The 23,101-nt window shown below is 71.3% G+C and carries 17 protein-coding genes; 7 read left to right on the forward strand and 10 right to left on the reverse strand.

Annotation, left to right across the window (positions count from 1 at the left end; translation table 11 throughout):
* The first annotated feature begins 48 nt into the window (after positions 1 to 48).
* A complete protein-coding gene (locus AC3WRT_RS07320) occupies positions 49 to 1,578 on the forward strand; it encodes a peptide MFS transporter (RefSeq protein ID WP_492720802.1) in 1,530 nt (509 codons plus the stop codon).
* 90 nt (positions 1,579 to 1,668) lie between these two features.
* On the opposite strand, the gene AC3WRT_RS07325 is transcribed toward AC3WRT_RS07320, so the two are convergent.
* The gene (locus AC3WRT_RS07325) at positions 1,669 to 3,075 is read right to left on the reverse strand and encodes an alkaline phosphatase PhoX (RefSeq protein ID WP_492720803.1); all 1,407 of its coding nucleotides are present in this window, start codon (positions 3,073 to 3,075) and stop codon (positions 1,669 to 1,671) included.
* A 307-nt stretch (positions 3,076 to 3,382) separates the two neighbouring features.
* Here AC3WRT_RS07325 and AC3WRT_RS07330 point away from each other — a divergent pair, with 307 nt between their 5' ends.
* Both AC3WRT_RS07330 and AC3WRT_RS07335 read left to right on the forward strand, forming a co-directional pair.
* Positions 3,383 to 4,558 carry a CaiB/BaiF CoA transferase family protein gene (locus AC3WRT_RS07330; protein ID WP_492720804.1) on the forward strand — a complete coding sequence of 392 codons (1,176 nt, stop codon included), beginning with the start codon at positions 3,383 to 3,385 and terminating at the stop codon, positions 4,556 to 4,558.
* Positions 4,558 to 5,982, forward strand: coding sequence for a carboxyl transferase domain-containing protein (locus AC3WRT_RS07335; RefSeq protein ID WP_492720805.1), 1,425 nt, complete (start codon positions 4,558 to 4,560; stop codon positions 5,980 to 5,982). The genes AC3WRT_RS07330 and AC3WRT_RS07335 overlap by 1 nt, the downstream gene beginning before the upstream one ends.
* A 34-nt stretch (positions 5,983 to 6,016) precedes the next feature.
* Here the strand turns inward: AC3WRT_RS07335 and AC3WRT_RS07340 are convergent, their stop codons facing one another.
* Genes AC3WRT_RS07340 through AC3WRT_RS07350 form a run of 3 tightly spaced genes read right to left on the reverse strand, consistent with a single transcriptional unit; the run spans position 6,017 to position 8,612 of the window.
* Positions 6,017 to 6,226, reverse strand: coding sequence for a hypothetical protein (locus tag AC3WRT_RS07340; protein ID WP_492720806.1), 210 nt, complete (start codon positions 6,224 to 6,226; stop codon positions 6,017 to 6,019).
* Positions 6,227 to 6,274: 48 nt separating this feature from the next.
* Positions 6,275 to 6,973, reverse strand: a complete 699-nt coding sequence (locus AC3WRT_RS07345) for a response regulator (RefSeq protein ID WP_492720807.1) — start codon at positions 6,971 to 6,973, stop codon at positions 6,275 to 6,277.
* Positions 6,966 to 8,612 (reverse strand): sensor histidine kinase, encoded by a 1,647-nt coding sequence (locus AC3WRT_RS07350; protein WP_492720808.1) that lies wholly within the window; start codon positions 8,610 to 8,612, stop codon positions 6,966 to 6,968. The genes AC3WRT_RS07345 and AC3WRT_RS07350 overlap by 8 nt, the downstream gene beginning before the upstream one ends.
* 116 nt (positions 8,613 to 8,728) lie before the next feature.
* On the opposite strand from AC3WRT_RS07350, the gene AC3WRT_RS07355 reads away from it, so the two are divergent.
* The gene (locus AC3WRT_RS07355) at positions 8,729 to 10,132 is read left to right on the forward strand and encodes a cation:dicarboxylate symporter family transporter (protein ID WP_492720809.1); all 1,404 of its coding nucleotides are present in this window, start codon (positions 8,729 to 8,731) and stop codon (positions 10,130 to 10,132) included.
* Positions 10,133 to 10,332: 200 nt separating this feature from the next.
* A complete protein-coding gene (locus AC3WRT_RS07360) occupies positions 10,333 to 12,153 on the forward strand; it encodes a BCCT family transporter (RefSeq protein WP_492720810.1) in 1,821 nt (606 codons plus the stop codon).
* A gap of 24 nt (positions 12,154 to 12,177) precedes the next feature.
* Here the strand turns inward: AC3WRT_RS07360 and AC3WRT_RS07365 are convergent, their stop codons facing one another.
* The 3 genes from AC3WRT_RS07365 to AC3WRT_RS07375 all read right to left on the reverse strand — a co-directional run bounded on the left by AC3WRT_RS07365 (position 12,178) and on the right by AC3WRT_RS07375 (position 15,302).
* Positions 12,178 to 13,026 (reverse strand): carbohydrate ABC transporter permease, encoded by an 849-nt coding sequence (locus AC3WRT_RS07365; protein ID WP_492720811.1) that lies wholly within the window; start codon positions 13,024 to 13,026, stop codon positions 12,178 to 12,180.
* 3 nt (positions 13,027 to 13,029) lie between these two features.
* Positions 13,030 to 13,875 (reverse strand): carbohydrate ABC transporter permease, encoded by an 846-nt coding sequence (locus AC3WRT_RS07370; RefSeq protein WP_492720848.1) that lies wholly within the window; start codon positions 13,873 to 13,875, stop codon positions 13,030 to 13,032.
* 77 nt (positions 13,876 to 13,952) lie between these two features.
* Positions 13,953 to 15,302 (reverse strand): extracellular solute-binding protein, encoded by a 1,350-nt coding sequence (locus AC3WRT_RS07375; protein ID WP_492720812.1) that lies wholly within the window; start codon positions 15,300 to 15,302, stop codon positions 13,953 to 13,955.
* Between the two features lie 258 nt (positions 15,303 to 15,560).
* Here AC3WRT_RS07375 and AC3WRT_RS07380 point away from each other — a divergent pair, with 258 nt between their 5' ends.
* Together AC3WRT_RS07380 and AC3WRT_RS07385 are read left to right on the forward strand one after the other, a co-directional pair.
* Entirely contained in the window at positions 15,561 to 18,011 is a 2,451-nt protein-coding gene (locus AC3WRT_RS07380; protein ID WP_492720813.1) for a glycoside hydrolase family 3 N-terminal domain-containing protein, read from the forward strand.
* A 7-nt stretch (positions 18,012 to 18,018) separates the two neighbouring features.
* Positions 18,019 to 19,062 (forward strand): LacI family DNA-binding transcriptional regulator, encoded by a 1,044-nt coding sequence (locus AC3WRT_RS07385; RefSeq protein ID WP_492720814.1) that lies wholly within the window; start codon positions 18,019 to 18,021, stop codon positions 19,060 to 19,062.
* A gap of 16 nt (positions 19,063 to 19,078) precedes the next feature.
* Here AC3WRT_RS07385 and AC3WRT_RS07390 read toward each other — a convergent pair whose 3' ends face one another.
* The 3 genes from AC3WRT_RS07390 to AC3WRT_RS07400 form a co-directional block, all read right to left on the reverse strand.
* Positions 19,079 to 20,569, reverse strand: a complete 1,491-nt coding sequence (locus AC3WRT_RS07390) for a PH domain-containing protein (protein WP_492720815.1) — start codon at positions 20,567 to 20,569, stop codon at positions 19,079 to 19,081.
* Positions 20,566 to 21,084, reverse strand: a complete 519-nt coding sequence (locus AC3WRT_RS07395; RefSeq protein ID WP_492720816.1) for a PH domain-containing protein — start codon at positions 21,082 to 21,084, stop codon at positions 20,566 to 20,568. Before AC3WRT_RS07395 ends, AC3WRT_RS07390 begins: the two co-directional genes overlap by 4 nt.
* An 80-nt stretch (positions 21,085 to 21,164) precedes the next feature.
* The gene (locus AC3WRT_RS07400) at positions 21,165 to 23,021 is read right to left on the reverse strand and encodes an ABC transporter ATP-binding protein (RefSeq protein WP_492720817.1); all 1,857 of its coding nucleotides are present in this window, start codon (positions 23,019 to 23,021) and stop codon (positions 21,165 to 21,167) included.
* Positions 23,022 to 23,101: the final 80 nt, after the last annotated feature.

A 23,101-nucleotide genomic window follows, 5' to 3' on the forward strand; every position in this document is an offset into this window, starting at 1 on the left:
TGGTTGTCCAACCGTCGTACTGCCCTCACGAGGGGCTGGGAGAAACACATGTCCACACAGACGCAGGATCGACCACCGACACCGCAGCAGGGGGCGACCGCCGACGACCGCGCCTTCTTCGGCCACCCCAAGGGTCTGTCCACGCTGTTCTTCGTCGAGCTGTGGGAGCGCTTCTCCTACTACGGGATGCGCGCCATCCTGCTCTACTTCCTCATCGACACGGCTGCCAACGGCGGCCTCGGCATCGACGAGACCACCGGCACGGCCGTCGTCGCGATCTACGGCGCCTCGGTCTACCTGCTGTCGATCATCGGTGGCTTCACCGCTGACCGCGTCTTCGGTGCCCGACGGTCGACCCTCTACGGCGCCGTCGTCATCATGGCCGGTCACGTCTGCCTGGCGATCCCCGCCGGGGCGACCGCCTGGCTCGGCATCGCGCTCGTCGCGCTCGGCACCGGCCTGCTCAAGCCCAACGTGTCCGCCATGGTCGGCACGCTCTACAAGCCCGAGGACGCCCGCCGCGACGGCGGCTTCTCGATCTTCTACATGTCGATCAACATCGGCTCGTTCTTCTCGCCGCTCGTCGTCGGGTGGTTGCGCGAGCACTACGGCTACCACGCCGGCTTCTCCGCCGCGGCGGTCGGAATGGCCATCGCCATCGTGTGGTTCATCGCCGGACGCAGGGCCCTGGGTCCGGCCGTCGACGACGTGCCCAACCCGCTGGCGCCGCAGGAGCGGGGCCGCGTGACGGCCCTCGCCATCGGCGCCGTCGTCGCCTTCGTCCTGATCGTCATGCTGGCGGGCTCCTGGCGGGACACGGTGCTCGAGCAGGTCATCGACGCGATCTCGATCGTCGCGGTGCTGACGCCGATCGCCTACTTCACGATGATGTTCCGCAGCCCCAAGGTCGAGCGCGAGGAGAAGTCGCACCTCGCGGCCTACCTCCCGTTGTGGATCGGGGCGATGCTCTTCTGGATGATCTTCGAGCAGGCGGCCGGCAAGATGGCGCTCTTCGCCGCCAAGAACACCGTCACGGAGACGGCCGGCGTGAAGATCGACCCCGAGTGGTTCCAGTCGATCAACCCGCTCGCCATCGTGCTGCTCGCGCCGATCTTCGGCTGGATCTGGACCAAGCGGGCCGGTCGCTTCCCGTCGACGCCGATGAAGTTCGTCCTCGGGGTGACGCTGATCGGCCTGTCGGCGCTCGCCATGGCCTGGGCCTTCGCGTCCTACCAGGGCAACACGGCGCCGGTCTACATCCTCGGTGGCATCTTCGTGATGCAGACGATCGGCGAGCTCTGCCTCTCGCCCGTGGGCCTGTCGGCCACCACGCGGCTCGCCCCGCGGGCCTTCGCGAGCCAGGCCATGGCGCTGTGGTTCCTCGGCAGCGCGGCGGGCCAGGCCATCGCAGCCCAGCTCATCCAGGCGATGGGCGGCCTCAGCGACGCGGCGTACTACCTCGTCAACGGCGTCATCACGCTCGTCGTCGCCGGGGTGCTGCTCCTCCTCGTGCCGTGGATCCGTCGCAAGATGTCGACGGCCGAGCTGCACACCGGCGACCGCGTCTACGCGCACTGAGGTAACCGCCGGACCCACCCCCGGTTCGAGGTGATCCCGGCGGCACCTCGGTGTCGCGATCGCCTCGAACCGGGTTCGCGGTCAGGGGCGTTAGTTGCTCGGCCGGCTCCAGGGTCCGGTGATGGCGAAGACGTGGCCGGGTGACTGGATGTTGGCGAACAGCACCTTGCCGTCGGGGCTGAAGGCCGGTCCGGTGAACTCGCTGCCGTTGAGCTCGTTGCGAGCCAGCGGGTAGGACTTGCCCTGGTCGGTCACCCCGGCGAGGTGCTGGATGCCCTCACCGTCCTCGGCGAGGATGATGCCGCCGTATGGCGAGAGGGTCATGTTGTCCGGCCCGTCGTAGCTGTCGGTGTCGACGTCCGGGTCCGGGTTCACCGCGAAGATCGACCTCAGCGTCACGGTCTCGGTGCGGGAGTCGTAGAACCACACCTGGCCGTCGTGCTCGTTGACGCTGCCGTCGCTGTTGCGGGCGAAGCTGGCCACGAAGTAGGCGCCGCCGTCGCCCCACCAGGCCCCCTCGAGCTTGCGGCTGCGGGTGATCTCGTCGTCGGCGAACTGCTTGCGCACGGAGGTGGTCCGGGCGTCGCGGTCGGGCACCGCCTTCCACACCACCTTGTACCGGGTGCCGGCCTGGGTGGCGAGGGACAGGTCGGGGATGTGTCGGTCGCCGCGGTAGCAGCTCATCGCCTCGAGCTGACCGGCCGTGTCCCCGCCCTCGCCGAGGGCGAGCTCGCGGAGCGCGTCCTTGCCGCCGGTGAAGCCCGTGGGCGGAGTCCACCGGAAGTACAGGCCGTTGGGGCCGCCGGCATCCTCGGTCTCGTAGATGGCATGGGTCGTCGGGTCGACCGCGACCGCCTCGTGCGAGAAGCGGCCGAGGAACTTGAGCGGGACCGGGCTCTTGCCGAGGTTGGCCTCCTGGCTGGCCGGGTCGACCTCGAACACGTACCCGTGGTCCTCGAGGTACCGGCCGCCACGACGCTGCTCCGTCTCCTCGCAGGTGAGCCAGGTGCCCCAGGGGGTCACGCCACCGGCGCAGTTGTTGTGCGTTCCCGCCACGCTGGTGTACTCGCGGACTCGGCTGCCCTCGGCGTCCACCTCGATGTTCGACGTGCCGCCGCGGGCGCCCTCGTCGTAGGTCAGCCCGGCCAGCGGCGGCACCGTGAACGGCTCGCTGCCGCCGATCTCGTGGTTGTTGACAATCGTGGAGCCGGTGCCCCGCGGGAACACGCCGTTGGCGTCGGGGTCGCTGGCGGTGGGGACGCCGTCGGCGGTCGGCGTGACCCCGCTCTGGGTCACGACGCGGTACGAGAAGCCGGCCGGCAGCGACAGCAGGCCCTTGGGGTCCGGGACCAGCGGTCCGTAGCCGGCCGAGGAGCGCGGCGCCGCGAGGGCGCTGCCCGACCCGGCGAGGACGTCGATGCTGCCCGTGATGGCGATTCCCAGCCCGGTGGCCGCGGCGCCTCCCAAGAACCCGCGGCGGTTGATCGATGAGGTCATTCGAGTGCCCTTTCGTGGTGAGTTGTCGGAACCGACCATGCCGGATCCGTGCGTCGGCTCGCCCAAACGCGAGATGGCGCAGTCGTGAACAGCTCCCTCACCTCGCCCCCCGCCTCGCCCGATCAGCTCGACCATCGTCGACGTGCGTCCGTTCTCCACGAACGGCACGCTCATGCCGGCGAACCGCGCGCGACACGGTCAGCGAGCCGGTGTACTACGAGCAGACCCTCACCTACAGCGACATCATGGTCATCGCCGGCCCCGTTGCTCCTGTGGACCCCCTGATCCTCCCCGGATGGTGACTGAAATGACCGCTCACGGACCTCTCTCCGACGTCCTCGTCGTCGACCTCTCGCGCGCCCTCGCCGGTCCGCACGCGACGATGATGCTCGCCGACCAAGGCGCACGTGTCATCAAGGTCGAGGCACCCGGCCGCGGGGACGACACCCGCGGGTGGGGTCCGCCGTTCGTCGGCGAGGAGGGCCGGCGCGAGTCGACGTACTTCCTGTCCGCCAACCGCAACAAGGAGTCGATCACCCTCGACCTCAAGGACGACGCCGACCGCGACGTGCTGCTCGCGCTCGTCGACCGGGCCGACGTGCTCGTCGAGAACTTCCGCACGGGCGTGCTCGAGCGGCTCGGTCTCGGCATCGAGTCCCTCATGGAGCGCAACCCGCGCCTCGTCGTACTGTCGATCACCGGCTTCGGGCACGACGGGCCCGAGGGGGGCCGCGCGGGCTATGACCAGATCGCCCAGGGCGAGGCCGGCGTCATGTCACTGACCGGCTCCGGACCCGACGACCCCCAGCGCGTCGGTGTCCCCATCGCCGACCTGCTCTCCGGCATGTACGGCGCCTTCGGGGTGGTCTCCGCGCTGAGCGAACGCCACCGCACCGGCAGGGGCACGGTGGTGCGCACGTCGCTGCTCGCCGCCGTCGTCGGGGTCCACGCCTTCCAGGGGACGCGCTGGACCGTGGCCGGTGAGGTGGGCCGCTCCGCGGGCAACCACCACCCGTCGATCTCGCCGTACGGGCTCTTCCACTGCCGCGACGGCTCGGTGCAGATCGCGGTCGGCAGCGAGGGCCTGTGGGAGCGGCTGTGCGCGGCCTTCGGGCTCGACCCGGCCGCGGAGGGGCTCGCGACCAACGCCGAGCGGGTCGCCGCCCGCGACCGCGTCATCGAGGCCGTCGAGTCCGCCTTCGCCGACTGGGACGCCGAGCCGCTGCTGGCACGGCTCGCCGAGGTCGGGGTGCCCGCCGGCAAGGTGCGCACCCTCGACGAGGTGTATGCGTGGGACCAGACCCTGAGCCAGGGCCTGCTCGTCGAGGTGGAGCACCCGACGCTCGGCCGCGTCACGCTGCCCGGACCTCCGCTGCGCTTCTTCGACGGCGACGGCACCGAGGTGACCCACCGCGACCACGAGGCGCCCCCGACCCTCGACGAGGACGGCGCGGCGATCCGCGCCTGGCTGAAGGAGGAGTGATGGCGCGCCGCCCCTGGACGGCGCACGAGCTGCTCGACCTCGTGCTCGACAGCGGCTCCTTCGAGTCGTGGGACCAGCCGATCGACCTCAGCGGCCAGCCGGAGGAATACCGGCGCCAGCTGGACGCTGCTGCGGCCAAGGCCGGCACCGACGAGTCGGTGCTGACGGGCCGCGGCCTGGTGCGCGGCCGGCCCGTGGCCGTCGTCGTCAACGAGTTCCGCTTCCTCGCCGGCTCGATCGGGCAGGCCGCCGCGCAGCGCATCACCGCCGCCGTCCGGCGCGCGACGGCGGAGGGCCTGCCCGTCCTCGCCTCGACGGCATCCGGCGGCACGCGGATGCAGGAGGGGACGCCGGCCTTCGTCGAGATGGTCGAGATCTCGCGAGCCCTGATGGCGCACCGTGCTGCCCGCCTGCCCTACCTCGTGCACCTGCGCCACCCCACCACCGGCGGCGTCTACGCGTCCTGGGGTTCGCTGGGGCACGTGACCGTGGCCGAGCCGGGTGCGCTCGTCGGCTTCCTCGGGCCCAAGGTCTACGAGGCCCTCAACGGTGAGCCGTTCCCGCCGGGGGTGCAGACGGCCGAGAACCTCGCCGCGAAGGGCGTGCTCGACGCGGTCGTCGCCGCCGAGGACCTGCCGATGCTCGTCGACCGGGCGCTCGGCGTCCTCGTCGACGGGCCGACCGAGCCGCGCCTCGACCGCCGCGAGGGCGAGCCGAGCTGCCACCTGACGGCATGGGAGTCGATCGAGGCGACCCGCCGGCCCGACCGGGCGGGGGTGCGCGAGCTGCTGCGCTTCGGGGCGACGGGCACGCTGCGGCTGCGCGGCACCGACGAGGGCGAGCGGGACTCGACGATGCTCGTCGCGCTCACCCGCCTCGACGGTCAGCCGTGCGTGCTCGTGGGCCAAGACCGGGCGCGGCAGTCGCCGACGTCGCCGATGGGTCCCGGGGCGCTCCGTGAGGCCCGGCGCGCGATGCGCCTCGCCGAGGAGCTGGGTATGCCGCTCGTCACGGTCATCGACACCCCCGGCGCCGAGCTGTCGGCGCACGCCGAGGAGCGCGCCATCGCCGGCGAGATCGCCCGGTGCATCGCCACGTTGACGACGATGACGGTGCCCACGGTGTCCGTCGTGCTCGGACAGGGCTGTGGGGGAGGGGCGCTCGCGCTCCTGCCGGCTCGGGAGGTGATCGCGGCGGAGCACGCGTGGCTCTCGCCACTGCCGCCGGAGGGTGCGAGCGCGATCGTGCACGGCGACGTCTCGCACGCCCCGGAGATGGCCGAGCTGCAGCAGGTCGGGGTTCGCGACCTCGCAGCCCGAGGGATCGTCAGCCGGATCGTCCCGGAGCCGGCCCACGACACCGCGGCCGCACTGGCGCTCGCCGTCGTCGCGGAGTGTGCGGCCGCCCTGCGCCGCCAGTCCTAGGCCGGTTCCGGCGTCAGCGTCGGCGCCAGCGTCGTCAGCGACGGCATACTCGCCGTCGCCCGTCGCCCGTCGCCCGTCGCCCGTCGCCCGTCGCCCGTCGCCCGTCGGCCGTCGGCCGCTGCTCCACGGGCGCGGCCATCTGGATCCGCTCCAACTGGCGCTGGATCACCGGCGCCGTCATGGCGACCTTGGTGGCCGACTGGTTCTGGCCGCTGATGTAGCGATGGACCTGCTTCTCGGTCACGTCAGGACCGCTACTCGCCCGGCCCGAGCGCCCGCAGGGATCCTGGGCTCAGCGGGCCCAGAGGTACTCGACCTCGGGACGGCCCGCGCCGGCATACCGCGACCGACGCACGACCACCCTTGTGTCGCAGAGGTACTCGGCGTAGCGGCGCGCGGTCACGCGGCTGACCCCGAGCTCGTCGCCGAGCTCGCTCGCCGAGCGGCCGCCGTCGGCCTCCCGCAGCAGGCGCGACACCCGCCCGAGCAGCTCCTCGCCCATGCCCTTGGGCAACCGTCCCTCGGCGGCCACGCGCGCGCCGGCGAACACCTCGTCGACCTCCGCCTGCGTCCCGACCTCGGCGCCGCTCGTCAGCTGCTCCCGGTAGGCGCGATAGGCGAGCAACCGGTCGCGCAGTGTGGCGAAGACGAACGGCTTCAAGAGATACTGCACGATCCCGAGCGACACGGCCGCGCGCACGACGTCCAGGTCGCGAGCCGACGTGACGGCGATGACGTCGGCCCGGTGGCCGGCGGCGCGCATGGCCCGCACGACGTCCAGCCCATGGCGGTCGGGAAGGTTCATGTCGAGCAGCACGACGTCGATCGCCTTGTCCTGCAACGCTTTCAGCGCCGCCTGCGACGTGCCGACCGTCGCGGCGACCTCGAAACCCTCGACCCTGCCGACGTATGCCGTGTGGGCCTCCGCCGCGATCGGCTCGTCCTCGACGACGAGGACCCGCAGCACGCCGGACGCCCCGCCCTCAGCCATCGGTCCCCCCGAACGGCAGCCGCACCACGAACGTCGCACCGGGTGGCCCCGAGACCTGGAGCGTCCCGCCGAGGCGGTCGACCGTCTGGCCCACCAGGGCCAGCCCGATCCCGCGGCGCCCGGCACGGCCCTGCTCCTTCGTCGACCAACCACGCCGGAAGGCGTCGCCGACGGCGCCCGGCGGCAGACCCGGCCCGTCGTCGGAGACCTCGAGCACGGCATACGCCCCCTCGACCCGCGAGTCGAAGCGCACGCGGCGTTCCGGCTGCAGCGACCCGGACTCGCCGGCCACGGCGTCGAGGGCGTTGTCGATGAGGTTGCCGACGATGGTGACGAGGTCGCGGGTCGGCGCCACGTCGCGCGGCCAGTGCGCGCCGGGTGCGATCTCGAAGGCGATGCCACGCTCGTGCGCCTCGGCGGCCTTGCCGAGGAGCAGGGCCGTCAGGGCCGGCTCGTCGACGGAGCCGACGACGCGGTCGGTGAGCACCTGCGAGACCTGCAGCTCGTCGGTGGCGAAGTCGAGCGCCCGGTCCGTGTGCCCGAGCTCGATGAGGCTCACGATGGTGTGCAGCCGGTTCGCCGACTCGTGCGCCTGGGAGCGCAACGCCTCGGTGAGGCCCCGGGCCGAGTCGAGCTCGCCGGTGAGCGCCTCTAGGTCGGTGCGGTCGCGCAGCGTCGCGACGTGGCCGAGCAGCCGGCCCTCCCAGCGGGCGGGGCCGCGGTTGAGCACGAGCACCCGGGCCGACGTGACCTGCAGCTCGTCCTCGTGCACGGCGTCGTCGGTCAGCGCGGCCGTGAGTGCGTCGCCGAGGCCCAGCTCCGCGACGGGGCGCCCGACCGCGTCGGCGGGCAGGGCGAGCAGGCGCACCGCCTCGTCGTTGGCGAGCCGCAACCGGGCGTCGAGGTCGGTGATGACCAGCCCCTCGGTGACCGCGTGGAGCACGGCGTCGTAGTACTCGTACATCTCGCGCAGCTGCTGCTCACCGAGGCCGTGCGTCTGCCGCCGGATGCGCCGGGCCACCAGGCCGGTGCCGAGGCCGGACAGCAGCGCCGCCACGAGTCCCGCGAGGAGCAGGCCCGGCAGCTGGGCGCGGACGCGCTCACCGACGGCGGCCTTGCGGATGCCGACGGACACGAGGGCGACCACCTTCCCCCGGTCGGTCACCGGGACCACGACGCGCGAGGACGGCCCGAGCGTGCCGGTGTAGTCCTCCTCGACGACCCCGCCCGCGAGCGCCTCCTCCGTGTGCCCGATGAACTTCCTGCCGATCTGCGCCGGGTCCGGGTGCGTGTAGCGGATCCCGTCCCGGCTCATCACGACGACGAAGTCGGTGGCCGTCTCGGCCCGCACCCGTTCGGCATACGGCTGCAGCGCGGCCGACGGGTCCGGCCCCTGCACCGCCGCCGCCACCTCCGGGGTCGAGGCCATCGTCTCGGCCACGGCGAGCGCCCGCGAGATGGCCTCCTGGTCGCCGGCGCGCTGGGTCTGGCCGTAGGCCCCCAGGAGGCCCGCGCCGACGACGAGCACGGCGATGAGGACCTGCAGCGCGAAGGTCTGCCCCGCGACGCTCCAGCGCGCGGGTGCCCTCAGCGCCCGGGCGGCGGCTCGGCGCAGGCGGGCGAGCGAGCTCAACGGCATACGACCGGCCGTGAGAACTCAATGAACACAAAGGTGACCATAACCACTCGTGGGGGCAGCCTCGACACATTCACCGGTCCCGTGCCCAGCACGGGACCCAGCCAACGGAGGTCACCGTGAGTTCCACCGCCGACAGCGCCGTCGACGCCCGCCCGGGCACGACTCGGAAGCGCGACCGCACCCATTTCCTCTACATCGCCGTCATCGTGGCGATGGTCGCCGGCATCCTGGTCGGCTGGGCCTTCCCCGAGGTGGGCAAGAGCCTCAAGCCCCTCGGGACCGGCTTCGTCAACCTCATCAAGATGATGATCACGCCGATCATCTTCTGCACCATCGTCCTCGGCATCGGCTCGGTGCGCCGCGCCGCCCAGGTCGGCAAGGTCGGCGGTCTCGCCCTCGGCTACTTCATCACCATGTCAACCGTCGCGCTGGGCATCGGCCTCGTCGTCGGCAACATCGTCAAGCCGGGCGCCGGCCTCGACCTCACCGACGCGGTGGCCAAGTCGGGGCAGGCCCAGCTCGCCGAGAATTCCGAGGGCGCGGTCGACTTCGTCCTGGGCCTCATCCCCGACACGCTCGTCTCCGCGCTGACGTCGGGCTCGGTGCTCCAGGCGCTGCTCATCGCCCTGCTCGTCGGCTTCGCCCTGCAGAGCATGGGCCGGGCGGGGGAGCCGATCCTCACGGGCATCAAGCACCTCGAGCGCCTCGTCTTCCGCCTCATGGCGATGGTCATGTGGGTCGCCCCGATCGGCGCCTTCGGCGCCATGGCCGCCCTGGTCGGCGCCACCGGCATCGGCTCGCTCAAGAGCCTCGGCCTGCTGATGCTCGCCTTCTACGCGACGTGTGCGATCTTCGTCTTCGCCTTCCTCGGCAGCATCCTCAAGGTCGTCACGGGGATGAACGTCTTCTCGCTCTTCCGCTACCTCGGCCGCGAGTTCCTCCTCATCCTGTCGACGTCGTCGTCGGAGTCGGCCCTGCCGCGCCTCATCGCCAAGATGGAGCACCTCGGCGTCTCCCGCCCGGTCGTGGGCATCACCGTGCCGACCGGTTACTCGTTCAACCTCGACGGCACCGCGATCTACCTGACGATGGCGAGCCTCTTCATCGCCGAGGCCATGGACAAGCCGTTCAGCATCGGCCAGCAGATCGGCCTGCTCGTCTTCATGATCATCGCGAGCAAGGGCGCCGCCGGCGTCAGCGGTGCCGGCCTCGCCACCCTCGCAGGTGGCCTGCAGAGCCACCGCCCCGACCTCGTCCCGGGCGTCGGCTTCATCGTCGGCATCGACCGCCTCATGAGCGAGGCCCGCGCGCTGACGAACTTCGCCGGCAACGCCATCGCGACGGTCCTGATCGGCACGTGGGTCGGCGAGATCGACCGCGACAAGGCGGCCCGGGTCCTCTCCGGCCAGGACCGCTTCGACGAGGCCAGCATGGTCGACTCGCACGACGAGGCGGTCGACGAGAGCGACGCCTCGGGCATCCCCGCCCGCGAGCCGGAGCTGGTCGGCTCCACGCGCTGACTCTCCCACCGTCGAAGGGCCACAAACCGCACGGTTTGTGGCCCTTTGACCGTTTCGTATGCCGTCGGGCACCGTCACGTCGTCACGCCTCGTTTTGCGCTTGCCCACCGTCGTTCGGCACAGTGGACGCCGAAACGAGACAGCTGTGACACGTAACGTGAGGAGACGGACGGCACCTTCGCCGGGTGCCGTCATGACGTATGAGTGAACTGACCAAGAGCCCCGACGACGCGCTGCACCCGGCGCTCGAGCCGCCACCGGTGAACCACGACCAGGCCCCGCCGTCGCGGGTCGACAAGGTCGTCTTCGGCGTCGCTGCCGGTGTGGCCATCGCCTTCGTCCTGTGGGGCGCCCTCGGCACCGAGAGCCTCAGCACGAGCGCCTCAGCCGGCCTCGACTTCGTCGTCCACAACACCGGCTGGCTCTTCTCGCTCGTCGCCTCCGGCTTCGTCGTCTTCGTCATCTGGCTGGCGGCCAGCAAGTACGGCAACATCCCGCTCGGCGGCGACGGTGAGGCTCCGGAGTTCCGCACGTCGTCGTGGGTGGCGATGATGTTCTCGGCCGGCATGGGCATCGGCCTGATGTTCTACGGCGTGACCGAGCCGCTGAGCCACCTCGTGAAGCCGCCGCCCGGCACGGGCGCCGCGGGCAACCCGGCCGCGGTGCAGACCGCCATGGCGACGACGATGTTCCACTGGTCGCTGCACCCGTGGGCGATCTACGCCGTCGTCGGCCTCGCCGTCGCGTACGGCGTCTTCCGCAAGGGCCGTTCGCTGCTCATCAGCTCGGCCTTCGCCCCGATCTTCGGCGAGAAGCGCGCCAACGGCCCGGCCGGTCGGGTCATCGACATCTTCGCGATCTTCGCGACCCTCTTCGGCTCGGCCACCTCGCTCGGGCTCGGGGCCCTGCAGATCGGCTCGGGCCTCGAGATCGTCGCCGGCATCGGGCCCGTCGGCAACGGCGTGCTCATCGGCGTCATCGTGGTGCTGACGGTCTGCTTCATCCTGTCGGCCGTCTCCGGTGTCGCCAAGGGGATCCAGTGGCTCTCGAACATCAACATGGTGCTCGCGCTCGCCCTGGCCGTGTTCGTCTTCGTCGTCGGCCCGACGGTCTTCATCCTCAACCTCGTCCCGACGACCATCGGCTCCTACTTCAAGGACCTCGCGATGATGTCTGCCCGCACCGACGCCGCGGGCGGGGACGGCATGAAGGACTGGCTCGCCGGCTGGACGATCTTCTACTGGGCGTGGTGGGTCAGCTGGACGCCGTTCGTCGGCATGTTCATCGCCCGCATCTCGCGCGGCCGCACGATCCGCCAGTTCGTCTCCGGCGTGCTGCTCGTCCCGTCGGTGGTCTCGCTCATCTGGTTCGCGATCTTCGGCGGCGCCGGCATCGACCAGCAGCAGCACGGCCAGGACATCGCCGGCCAGGCCTCGCCCGAGGGCTCGCTCTTCGCGATGCTGGGCAACCTGCCCTGGCCGACCGTGACGGCGGTCGTCGTCATGCTCCTCGTCGCGATCTTCTTCGTGTCCGGTGCCGACGCCGCATCGATCGTCATGGGCACGCTCTCGGAGAAGGGCACGCTCGAGCCGTCGAAGAAGACCGTGATCTTCTGGGGCGCCGCCACCGGCGCCGTCGCCGCGATCATGCTGCTCATCGGCGGTGAGGACGCCCTGTCGGGCCTGCAGAACGTCACGATCGTGGCGGCCCTGCCCTTCCTCGTCATCATGGTCGGGCTCGCGGTCGCCCTCGTGAAGGACCTGTCGCGCGACCCGCAGGTCGTCCGGAGGCAGTATGCCGTCGCGGCCGTCGAGCAGGCTGTCGTCGCGGGCGTCAGCGAGCACGGTGACGACTTCGCGCTGACGTTCGAGGAGACCGCGCCCGGCGAGGGAGTCGGCGAGCTGGTCCAGACCGACCCGGTCGGCGACAGCATCGAGGCCAAGGACGTGGCGGCCGAGGACGGGCTCGCCGGCCAGGTCGGCGAGGAGACCGAGAAGGTGGGCGCGTCCATGCGCCTCTGACCCGGCATGACGCTGGCGCGTCGGCTACTTGGTGAACCCGGCCGTCAGGCCGCTCAGCAGTTGCCGACGACCGACGATGTACAGCGCGAGGATCGGCAGGGCGGTCAGCAGCACGGCGGCGAGGATCGCCGGGACGTTGATGCCGTACTGGCCCTGGAAGGTCCACAGCGCGAGCGGCAGCACCCGCAGGTTCGGGCTCTGGGTCAGGACCAGGGGGAGCAGGAAGCCGTTCCAGATGAGCAGCGCGTTGTAGATCGTCACTGTCACCAGGGCCGGGCGCGTCAGCGGGAGCGCGAGCCGCCAGAGCGTCTGCCACTCGCTGCAGCCGTCGAGGCGCATCGACTCGAAGAGCTCGTTGGGCACGTCGCGGATGAAGTTCGACAGCACGAGGACCGAGAGCGGGATCGCGAAGGCGATCGACGGCAGGATCAGCGCCAGCAGGGTGTCGTAGAGATGCAGGCGGATGATGATGAGGTAGATCGGGATGATCGTGGCCTGCAGGGGGATCGCCAGACCCATGAGGAAGACGGCGTTCGAGGACCTGACGAACCGGCTGGGCCGGCTCCTGATGATCGCGAACGCGGCCATGAACGACACGAGGACCGCCGGCACGACAGCGCCGATCGTGACGATGACGCTGTTGAAGAAGTAGCGGATGAAGCCCGACTCGACGACGAGACGGTAGGCCGCGAGGGTCGGCTCGGCCGGCGGCGCGAACGGGTTGGTGACGAAGTACTCGGACTGGCTCTTGATGCTCGTGATGATGATCCAGTAGATCGGCAAGATCACCACGGCGAGCCAGAACCAGCTGAGCAGTCCGCCGACCCAGTTCCTGCTGCGGATTCGTGTGGTCTGCTGCCCTCTGGAGGCCATGGCTCAGGCCCCCTCGAGCTGGCTGGCGGTCTGCTCGCCGCCGCCGATGCGTCGGAACAGCAGGGCGAGCAGGAGTCCGACGACGACGAGGATGACGCCGATGGCACTCGCCGGACCCATCAGGTTCGCCTGGAAACCCCGCTTGTACATGTCGAGGGCGAGCACCCGGGTGGCATCCCCCGGACCGCCGGCCGTGAGCACGTAGATGAGGTCGAAGAAGGTCAGCGAGCCGACGACCATCAGCGTGGAGGACGTGATGATGGTGTTCTTCAGCTGCGGCAGCGTGATCGAGAAGAACTGGCGCATCCGGCCGGCGCCGTCGATCTGGGCGGCCTCATACATCGAGGTCGGGATCTGGCGCACGGCGCCCTGGTAGATCAGCGAGTGGAACGGGATGAACTGCCAGGACACGACGAAGACGACGACGGCGAGCGCGAGCGTCGGCTCACCGAGCCAGTCCTGGGACAGGAACGGCAGCCCGAGACCGGTGCCGATGCCGAAGTTGGGGTCGAGCAGGGCCTTGAAGGTGATCGCGATCGCCGCAGAGCTGAGCAGCAGCGGGATGAAGTAGAGCACCGAGAGGAATGCCCGGTACCGCTGTGCCCCGGCCAGGAAGACCCCGAGCAGGATGGCCATCGGGGTCTGGAACAGCCAGGAGAGGGCCGCCACCTGGAAGGTGACCCACATCGCGTGCGGCAGACCCGGGTCGGTGAGCACGGACCTCCAGCTGGTGAGCCCCGAGGGCACCACCTCGCCGATCCCGTCCCACGTGGTGAAGCTGAGCAGGAGTACGCCGACGAGCGGGATGACGCCGAAGGCGACGAAGAAGACCAGCGCCGGGACCGCCAGCCACCAGAGCGTTCGACCGTGAACGCTCTGGTCCGGGTGGGACGGTGCCGGTCTGACGGACCCGACGCTGGCGACGGTCACGAGTTCGTGACCGCGTTGAGGTTGGTGGCGAACTGCTCGGGAGTGATGCTCAGCTGGAAGAGCTTCGCGATGTTGTCGAGGAGCGTCTCGGCGGCGCTGGGCGGCAGGGCCTGGTCCCACGACTGCGCGAAGACCTTGGCGTTGCTCGACACCCCGTAGACGAACTTCAGGAACTCGGCGTCCTCGGAGCTTCCGATGCTGGAGTCGGCGCCCTTGACGATCGGGATGGAGCCGGTGTCGATCCAGGCCTTGACCTCGGTCGGGTCGAGCACGCCCGTCTTGAAGAACTTCTTGGCCGTCTCCTTCTCGGCCGCGGTGGCCTTGGACGAGATCGAGAGGTACTGGCCGGGGTTGCCGACGGTGTTGGTCGGGTCTCCCTTCCCGCCGGCCACCGGCGGGAAGTTCATCCAGCCGAGGTGGCCGCCCTTGACGAAGTCGCCGCCGTCGCTCTTCATGCTCCCGTACGTCCAGGAGCCGTGCAGCATCATGGCGGCCTTGCCGGTGTAGAGCAGCGCCTGGTCGGCGTTGGAGTCGGCCGTGATCGAGGAGAAGCCCTTGATGAAGCCGCCCGCCTTGACGAGGTCCTGCACCTTGGTGAGGGCGGCGATCGCGTCGGGGTTGGACCAGGCGTCCTTCTTGCCCTCGAAGGCGGCCTGGAAGACCTCCGGGCCGCCGATCCGGTCGAAGAGGAACTCGAGCCACATCATGTTGGTCCACCGGGACTGTCCACCCAGCGAGAACGGGGCGATACCCGCGTCGTTGAACTTCGGGACCAGGGCCATGATGTCGTCCCACGAGGTGGGGGGCTGCACGCCGACCTTCTGGAAGACCGACTTGTTGTAGTAGAGCACGATGGGCTGCACGGTCTCGCACGGCATGGCGTAGATCTTGCCGCCGACCGTCACGGCGCCGAACGAGGAGGGGAAGAGCTTCGCCTTGACGTCGGGGTTCTGCTCGAACCATGAGGTGAGGTCCTCGACCTGGCTGGCGTCGACGTACGACTTGAGGCCGCCACCGCCCCAGCCCCAGATGATCGTGGGCGCCTGGCCGGCGCCGATGGCCGTCTTGATCTTCGTCTTGTAGGCGTCGTTCTGGAACGCGGTGGCGGCGATCTGGGTGCTCGGATTGGCGGCGTTGAAGCGGTCGACGGCGCCCTTGCGGATGCCCTCACCGGGTGCGCCGGTCAAGAACCAGTAGGAGGCGCCGGAGCCGGCGGCGCCCCCGGTGCCGCCCGTCGCGGTGCCGGTGGTCGGTCCGGAGCTGCCGCACGCCGCGAGGGCGCCGGCCAGGGGGACGCCCATGGCGAGCCCGAGGAAGGTACGACGAGAGGTGCTTCTGGGATCCACGTTGATCTCCACATGTGTCGTGGCCGCGGGCGGCCGGCCGGCCGGTGTCGCACGCGCCGGCTAGAGGCGTCGGGCACGCAACAGCTTTGGTGACAAGGACGATAGTTTTCGATACTTTTCGTTGTCAAGGGTTGTGACGGAAACGTATCCGGGTACAAAGTAGGCACGTCGCGTCCTATCGCGAGTCCACCGCAGGCGTCCTGTGGTCGTGACCGTATCCCGAAAGTTTCGACGAGTCCGTGCCTCGAGGAGACCACCATGACCGAGACCACCCCGATGCAGACCGACCCCGAGCTGGACGAGGTCTGGCGCGACCCGTCACGCACCCCGGAGGAGCGCGTCGACGACCTGCTCGCCCGGCTCACTCTCGCCGAGCGGATCGGCCAGCTCGGGAGCCGGTGGGCGCTCAACGACATGTCGCCCGCCGACGCAGACGACTCCCACGCCGACGTGGACGCGGTCCACGGCGAGGCGCCCCTCCCCGACGAGCTGCACAACGTCGCACCGATGCAGGACGTCTTCGCGGCGTCGGGCACGATCGCGCTGGCCGATGCGGCCGCGCACGGCCTGGGGCACCTGACCCGCGTCTACGGCAGCATCCCGATCACCCCCACGGAGGGCGCCGCGGAGGTCGTGCGCCAGCAGCGGGTCGTCGTCGGGCAGTCGCGCCTGGGGATCCCGGCGATCGTCCACGAGGAGTGCCTGACCGGCTTCACAGCATATGGCGCGACGGTCTACCCGGCGGCGATCGCCTGGGGGGCGACGTTCGACCCCGAGCTGGTCGGGGCCATGGCTGCGGCGATCGGCCGCGACATGGCGGCGCTGGGCGTGCACCAGGGCCTCTCGCCCGTGCTCGACGTCGTCCGCGACTACCGGTGGGGCCGGGTCGAGGAGACCATGGGCGAGGACCCCTACCTCGTGTCGATGCTGGCCGCCGCCTACGTCCGTGGGCTGCAGGGGGCCGGCGTCCTCGCGACGCTCAAGCACTTCGCGGGCTATTCCGCGGCGCGGGCGGCCCGCAACCACGGGCCCGTCCCGATGGGCCGCCGGGAGCTGCTCGACGTCATCCTGCCGCCGTTCGAGATGGCCGTGCGGGTGGCCGGCGTCGGCTCGGTCATGAACTCGTACTCCGACGTGGACGGGGTCCCGGCCGGCGCCGACCCGTGGCTGCTCACCGAGATCCTCCGCGACACGTGGGGCTTCGAGGGGACCGTCGTCTCGGACTACTGGGCCGTGCCGTTCCTGTCCTCGATGCACCGTGTCGCCGGCAGCATGGACGACGCGGGGGCGCTCGCCCTGTCGGCCGGGATCGACGTCGAGCTGCCCGACACCCTCGGCTACGGGCAGCAACTCGCGCAGCGCGTCGAGAGCGGTGACCTCGACGAGGCCGTCGTCGACCGCGCCGCGAGACGCGTGCTGCTCCAGAAGATCCGTCTCGGCCTGCTCGATCCGGACTGGACCCCGGAGGGCTCCGTCGAGCGGGCGACCACGGTCGAGCTCGACTCGGCCACCAACCGGGGACTGGCCCGCACCATGGCGGAGCGCAGCATCGTGCTGCTCGACGCCGGGGACGTGCTGCCCCTCAGCGCTCCGGGGCGCCCCGGGCCCACGAAGATCGCGGTCGTCGGCCCGGCGGCGCAAGACCCCCGGACGTTCATGGGGTGCTACGCATTCCCCAACCACGTGCTGCCGCGCTACCCGGCAAAGGGCCTCGGCGTCGCCGTGCCGACCCTCGTCGACGCGCTGCGGTCCGAGCTGCCCGACGCGAGCATCGAGTACGCCGAGGGGTGCGCCACGAGCGGCTCGGACCGGTCGGGTCTCGCCGAGGCCGTGGCCGCGGCCCGGGATGCCGACCTGTGTGTCGTCGCGGTCGGCGACCTGGCCGGGCTCTTCGGCCACGGCACGTCGGGTGAGGGCTGTGACGCCCCCGACCTCAGCCTGCCCGGCGTGCAGGGCGAGCTGGTCGCCCAGCTGATCGCGACCGGCACCGCCGTCGTCGTGGTCGTCGTCTCCGGGAGGCCGTATGCGTTGGGCGACGTCGCGGGTCGGGCCGCCGGCCTCGTCCAGGCGTTCATGCCGGGCGAAGAGGGCGCGGCCGCCATCGCGGGCGTGCTCTCGGGGCGGGTGCAGCCCTCGGGCCGGCTGCCGGTCCAGATCCCCCGGTCGCCGGGTGGGCAGCCGGGCACCTACCTGCAGCCGTTGCTCGGGGTCGGTCACCACGGCATCAGCACGCTCGACCCGACGCCCCTCTACCCCTTCGGCTACGGCCGCTCCTACACGAGCTTCGAGATCGAAGGGGTAGAGCTGAGCGAGACAGAGGTCGCGACGGATGGCGAGGTCCGGGTCAGCGCGCGGGTGACGAACACGGGGGAGCGGGCCGGCACCGAGGTCGTCCAGCTCTACCTCCACGACCCGGTGGCTCAGGTGACCCGACCGGTGCTCCAGCTGGCGGGGTTCGTGCGGGTCGAGCTCGAGCCCCTAGACTCTCGAGTCGTGACGTTCACGCTCCACAGCGACCGGATGGCCTTCACCGGCCGCGATCTCCGTCGCATCGTGGAGCCGGGCGACCTGCACCTGATGGTGGGCAGCTCCGCCGCCGAGCTGCCCTGCCGGGCCGTCCTGCGGCTGACGGGCGAGACGCGCGTTGTCGGGGCCGACCGCGTGCTCACGACGCCGGTACAGGTGTCCCGGACCGGGTACGGACGCTAACCCGTCCATGAGCTCCTTGTCGCCGCGCACGACGCTGGCCGAGATCGCGACCTCGGCTGGCGTGTCGGTGGCGACCGTGTCGAAGGTCGTCAACGGCCGCAGCGACGTGTCGGAGGAGACGCGGCAGCGCGTCCAGGAGCTGCTCGACCGCAACGGCTACCGACCGCGGGGCCCGCGACGACAGGTCTCGACCGTGGGCGCCGCGATCGAGCTCGCCTTCGAGGGTGACCTCCACGCCTACTCCGCCGAGATCATCCAGGGGGTGGTCGACGCGGCGGCCGAGTCGGGCACTCTGGTCGTCGTCACCCGACGAAGGACCGGGGCCCCGCCCGTGCAGGGTCCGCCCGGTGAGTGGGCCCGCGACCTCGCCGCATCGGGGGTGGGAGCCTACATCGCCGTCACGAGCGTCATGTCGTCGGAGCAGGTTGCAGCGCTGGCGCGCTCAGGTGTGCACCTGGTCGTCATCGACCCGATCGAGCTGCCGTCGGTGGACGTGACGAGTGTGGGCTCGACCAACTTCGCGGGTGGTCAGTCGGCCGCCAGACACCTGCTCGAGCTGGGGCACCGGCGCATCGCCTTCCTCGGCGGCCACCCGCGGGCCTCGTGCAACGAGGCGCGCATGCACGGGTTCCGCTCCGCCCTGGAGCGCGCCGGCGTCCCGCTGCCGCCTGACTACGTCCGCTCCTCCCACTTCATGTACGCCGACGGCGTGGCGGGCGGCGCCGCCCTGCTCGACCTGCCGGAGCCGCCGACCGCGATCTTCGCCGCCTCCGACGAGATCGCCGTGGGCGTCATGGAGGCCGCGAGGGCCCGGGGCCTGCGCGTGCCCGAGGACCTCAGCATCGTCGGCTTCGACGACACGCAGCTGGCGCGCATGTCGTCACCGCCGCTCACGACCGTCCGCCAGCCGCTGGTCGAGATGGGGCGCGTGGCGGTGCGCACCGCCCTGCGGCTCATGGCCGGCGAGACCATCGAGTCGCACCACGTCGAGCTGGCCACCGAGCTGGTGCTGCGCGGGTCGACCCTCGAGCTGTCCCGCTCGTACGTCTGACGGCGGCTCTTGAGGCTCAGACGAACTCGGCCACCAGGTCGGGACTCAGCTGCGACAGGACGGCATACGCCTGCTCGACGGGAACGTCGATGACGTCGTAGTGCTGGGCGCCGGCCGCGGTCGTCGCGACGAGCGTCGCGACCCCCGCGCGCCGCTGGAAGAACGACTGCTCGACCTTCCAGCCGATGATGCCGTCGCGGTCGAGCACGACCCGCTGCCGGTCGAGCGAGCCGTGACGCGAGACGAGCTGGTCAGGCGTCACGGCGTGGCCCAGGGCGCGGTAGCGGTCGCGGCCGAGCGCCACTGCGGCGACGAGGAGCATCGGCACGACCAGGAGCAGCGACCCGTGCCAGCCCCAGAGGACCCGTGCTGCCACGAGCGCCGCGGCGACGAGCGAGGCGGGCCCGAGCGCGCGGGTCATCCGGCGGCGCCGCGCGGCGGGACCATGGGGGACGAGCGTCCCTGACACGGCGGCCTCGTCGGGTCGGATGCGGAGGGCGAGGGGCGTCACGACGTCCGCCGGGGCCGGGGGGCACAGCCAGTCGGAGCCTCCGCGCTCGCGCCTGAGCCCGGTCGTGACGACCTTGAGCCGTCGGGCCCCGACGAGACGGAGGCCGAGCGGCTCGTCGAGCCGGATGCCGCGCACACGCGCCGCGTCGATGCTCGTCTCGCGGTTGGTCAGCAGGCCCCGGCGGGTGTGCAGGGTGCCGAGGCGGTTGCGGGTCAGGCGGAAGCCCCAGAACGTCAGGACGTAGGCCCCGACCGCGAGGAGCGAGACGACGCCGAGGAGGAGCAGCACGTCGACCCACCACGACAGCCGTGCGACCAGCGAGGCGCCGACACGGAAGACCGACCGCTCCTGCGAGAAGCGCGAGAAACCCTGCGACACGAAGCCGAGGATCGCGGCCGCACTCGCCAGGCCGGTCACGGTGAAGGGTGCGTAGCGGATCCACGACGGGTCCAGGCTCAGGAGCAGCTCGTCACCGACCGGGGGCGAGGTCTCGTCGGGGATGTCGTCGCTGTCCACCGGTGCTCCGGTGGGCGCCGGCAGGCCGGTCACCGCGGGGTCGACGCGGTGGAGCAGCTCGGCCCGCAGCCGGCGCCCGGCGTCGACGCTCAGCGAGTCGAGGACCAAGCGGTCGTGACCGCCGCCCGCCGTCGAGACCTCGACCTTGGCCAGCCCGAGCAGCCGGTGGTGCACCTGGGCGGTCAGGTCGATGGCGCGCACCTTGTCGAGCCGCGCCGTGGTCGTCTGCTTCGTCACCAGGCCACGCCGCAGCTCGATCTGCCCGTCGGCGATGCGGTAGCGCGTCGTGACCCAGCGCAGCACGCCGAACGCGACGATGAGCGGGACGGCATACAGCTCCCACCGGTCGTTTCCGTCGGAGCCGGCCCGGAAGAGGACGATCGCGATGAGCGCCGGGAGGAAGCGGATCAGGGTCTCGAGGGGGTGGACGAGCAGCATCCGGGCGTCGAGCCGCCGCCAGCCGTCGGTCTCCTCGCTCACGTCGCGTCGCCCGCCTCGGCCACGGCTGCGGCGGTCAGGGCGTCGACGAGCTCGCGGGCCACGGGCAGGTCGAGCCCGTGGATGGTGACGGGCCCGGCGGCGGAGGCGGTCGTCACGGTCACGGCGGCGAGGCCGAGCAGCTGCGCGACAGGCCCGCGATGCAGGTCGACCGTCTGCACCCGGCTGATCGGCGCGATGCGGCGCTCCTGCCACAGCCAGCCGCTCTGGGTGTAGATCGCCCGCGGGGTCGCCTCCCAGCGGTGCACCCGGTAGCGCCACTGCGGCATCGCCACGGCGTACGCCGCGCCGGCCACCAGCCAGACCGCGCCGACAACCCAGTGCGGGGTGCGTGACGGGGCGTCGTCGGCGAGCCACCAGACCACCTGGGCGGCCAGCAGCACGGCCAGCACGACGAGGGCCTGGACGGTCCACATGAGGACGGCGCGGGGTGACACCCGGTGCGCGGGCTCCCGGAGCACGGGCTCGCGAAGCACGGGCTCGTCGGCTGCTTCCACGGCCCCACGGTGCCACACGGAGGTCACGAGACGGCAGGCGACCGAGGTATGCCGTCCCCGCCCCCTTGGTGGCGGGACGCTCAGGCCGCGAGCGCCTCGTGAGCCGAGCCCTCCCGCGCCTCGACGAGGCGTGCGTAGCGGCCGCCCCGGGCCAGGAGGTCGTCGTGGTCGCCGAGCTCGACGACCCGGCTTCGGTCCAGTACCGCGATCTGCTCGGCATCGCGGATGGTCGAGAGGCGGTGCGCGATGGTGAGGGTGGTGCGGCCGGCCATGAGCCGGTCGATCGCGGCCTGCAGCCCGCGCTCCGTCTCGTTGTCGAGCGCGCTCGTCGCCTCGTCGAGGATGAGCACGCGGGGGTTGCGCAGCAGCGTGCGGGCGATGGCCAGGCGCTGCTTCTCGCCGCCGGAGAAGCGGTGGCCGCGGGCGCCGACGACCGTGTCGAGACCCTCGGACAGGCTCGCGACCAGCGGCGCGACCTGGGCGGCGGCCAGGGCCTGCCACAGCTCGTCGTCGCTCGCCCCGGGGGCCGCGAGCAGGAGGTTGTCGCGGATGGAGGCGTGCACGAGGTAGGTGTCCTGCGAGACGACGCCGACGATGCGGGCCAGGTCGGCCGGGTCGAGGTCGCGCAGGTCGATCCCGTCGATGGTGACGCGTCCTGACTGCGGGTCGTGGAGCCGGGCGAGCAGGCCGGCGAGGCTCGACTTGCCCGACCCGGTCTCGCCGACGAGCGCCAGCGTCGTGCCGGCCGGCACGTGGAGCGTGACGTCGTCGACGGCATACGTGGGCTCGGTGGCGCTCGGGTCGTGGCTGAAGCCGACGCCCTCGAAGCGGACCTCGCCGCGCAGCCGGTCGTGCTGCACCGCAACGGGATCGGCTGGCGGGGCAACCTCGACGGGCAGGTCGAGGTAGCCGAAGATCCGGCTGAACAGGGCCATCGAGGTGACCCACTGGGCGCCGACGTCGAGCAGGCCCATGAGGGGACGGAAGATGCCGGCCTGCAGCGTGGTGAACGCGATGAGCGTGCCGATGGTCATGCCGCCCGAGGTCGCCGGGAAGCCGGCCGCGAGATAGATGAGGGCCGGGATCGCGGCGAAGACGATCTGCATCGTCGCCATCCGCCAGCGGCCGGCGAGCTGCGAGCGCAGCTCGAGGTCGATCAGGTCGGTTGAGGTCGCGGCGAAGCGGTCGGCGGTGGCGTGGCCTGCACCGAGGGTCTTGACGAGGGTGGCGCCGCTGACGGTGAGGCCCTCCTCGACCTGGCTGTGGAGGTCGGCGAGCCGGCGCTGGCGCTGGGCGGTGATGTCCCGGCGGAGCAGGGCGACCTTGCGGGTCATCAGGACGGCCGGCGGGACGACCAGCAGTGACAGCAGCGAGAGCCGGGGGCTGAGGGCGACCATGGCGATCGCGGTGGCGACGGCGGTGGTGACGTTGCTGGCGATGGAGGTGGCCGTCGAGGTGATGACCGTCTGCATGCCGCTGATGTCGTGGGTGAGGCGCGACTGGACCTCGCCGCTGCGGGTGCGGGTGAAGAAGGCGACGGACTGGCGCTGCAGGTGCCGGAAGACGTCGGTGCGCAGGCCGTGCATGACGCGCTGGCCGACACTGGTGGTCAGCCAGGTCTGCACGACGCCGAGCAGCTGGGTGACGACCGTGACGGCGAGCATGCCGCCGACGGCCAGGAGCAGCAGGCGGACGTCCTGGTGGGGGAGTGCGTCGTCGATGACGGCGCGGAGCAGGAAGGGCTGGGCCATCGAGATGACCGAGATCGCCACGATCAGTGCGGTCACCACGGCGACGGTGCGGGCGTGGGCGCGGAAGAGGCCCGCGACCCGTCGCACCGAGACGGGTGACTCGGCGAGCTGGGCCAGGTCCTTCGGGTCGATGCGTCCGGGCTGGCGGCCGCCGCGGCCGCCTGGTCTGCCGGTGGTGTCGTTCATGTGGTCACTCCATATCTGTTCTCCGGTTCATGATGATGAGGTTACCTCACTATGAGGTAAGAGCCAACTCTCACGTATGC

The organism is Terrabacter sp. FW104-15G4B (assembly GCF_058790095.1).

Bases quoted from the DNA above. Each gene is read 5' to 3' on its own strand.
- AC3WRT_RS07320 (WP_492720802.1), top strand. From the start codon at position 49: ATGTCCACACAGACGCAGGATCGACCACCGACACCGCAGCAGGGGGCG.
- AC3WRT_RS07325 (WP_492720803.1), bottom strand. From the start codon at position 3,075: ATGACCTCATCGATCAACCGCCGCGGGTTCTTGGGAGGCGCCGCGGCC.
- AC3WRT_RS07330 (WP_492720804.1), top strand. From the start codon at position 3,383: ATGACCGCTCACGGACCTCTCTCCGACGTCCTCGTCGTCGACCTCTCG.
- AC3WRT_RS07335 (WP_492720805.1), top strand. From the start codon at position 4,558: ATGGCGCGCCGCCCCTGGACGGCGCACGAGCTGCTCGACCTCGTGCTC.
- AC3WRT_RS07345 (WP_492720807.1), bottom strand. From the start codon at position 6,973: ATGGCTGAGGGCGGGGCGTCCGGCGTGCTGCGGGTCCTCGTCGTCGAG.
- AC3WRT_RS07350 (WP_492720808.1), bottom strand. From the start codon at position 8,612: ATGCCGTTGAGCTCGCTCGCCCGCCTGCGCCGAGCCGCCGCCCGGGCG.
- AC3WRT_RS07360 (WP_492720810.1), top strand. From the start codon at position 10,333: ATGAGTGAACTGACCAAGAGCCCCGACGACGCGCTGCACCCGGCGCTC.
- AC3WRT_RS07365 (WP_492720811.1), bottom strand. From the start codon at position 13,026: ATGGCCTCCAGAGGGCAGCAGACCACACGAATCCGCAGCAGGAACTGG.
- AC3WRT_RS07380 (WP_492720813.1), top strand. From the start codon at position 15,561: ATGACCGAGACCACCCCGATGCAGACCGACCCCGAGCTGGACGAGGTC.
- AC3WRT_RS07385 (WP_492720814.1), top strand. From the start codon at position 18,019: ATGAGCTCCTTGTCGCCGCGCACGACGCTGGCCGAGATCGCGACCTCG.
- AC3WRT_RS07400 (WP_492720817.1), bottom strand. From the start codon at position 23,021: ATGAACGACACCACCGGCAGACCAGGCGGCCGCGGCGGCCGCCAGCCC.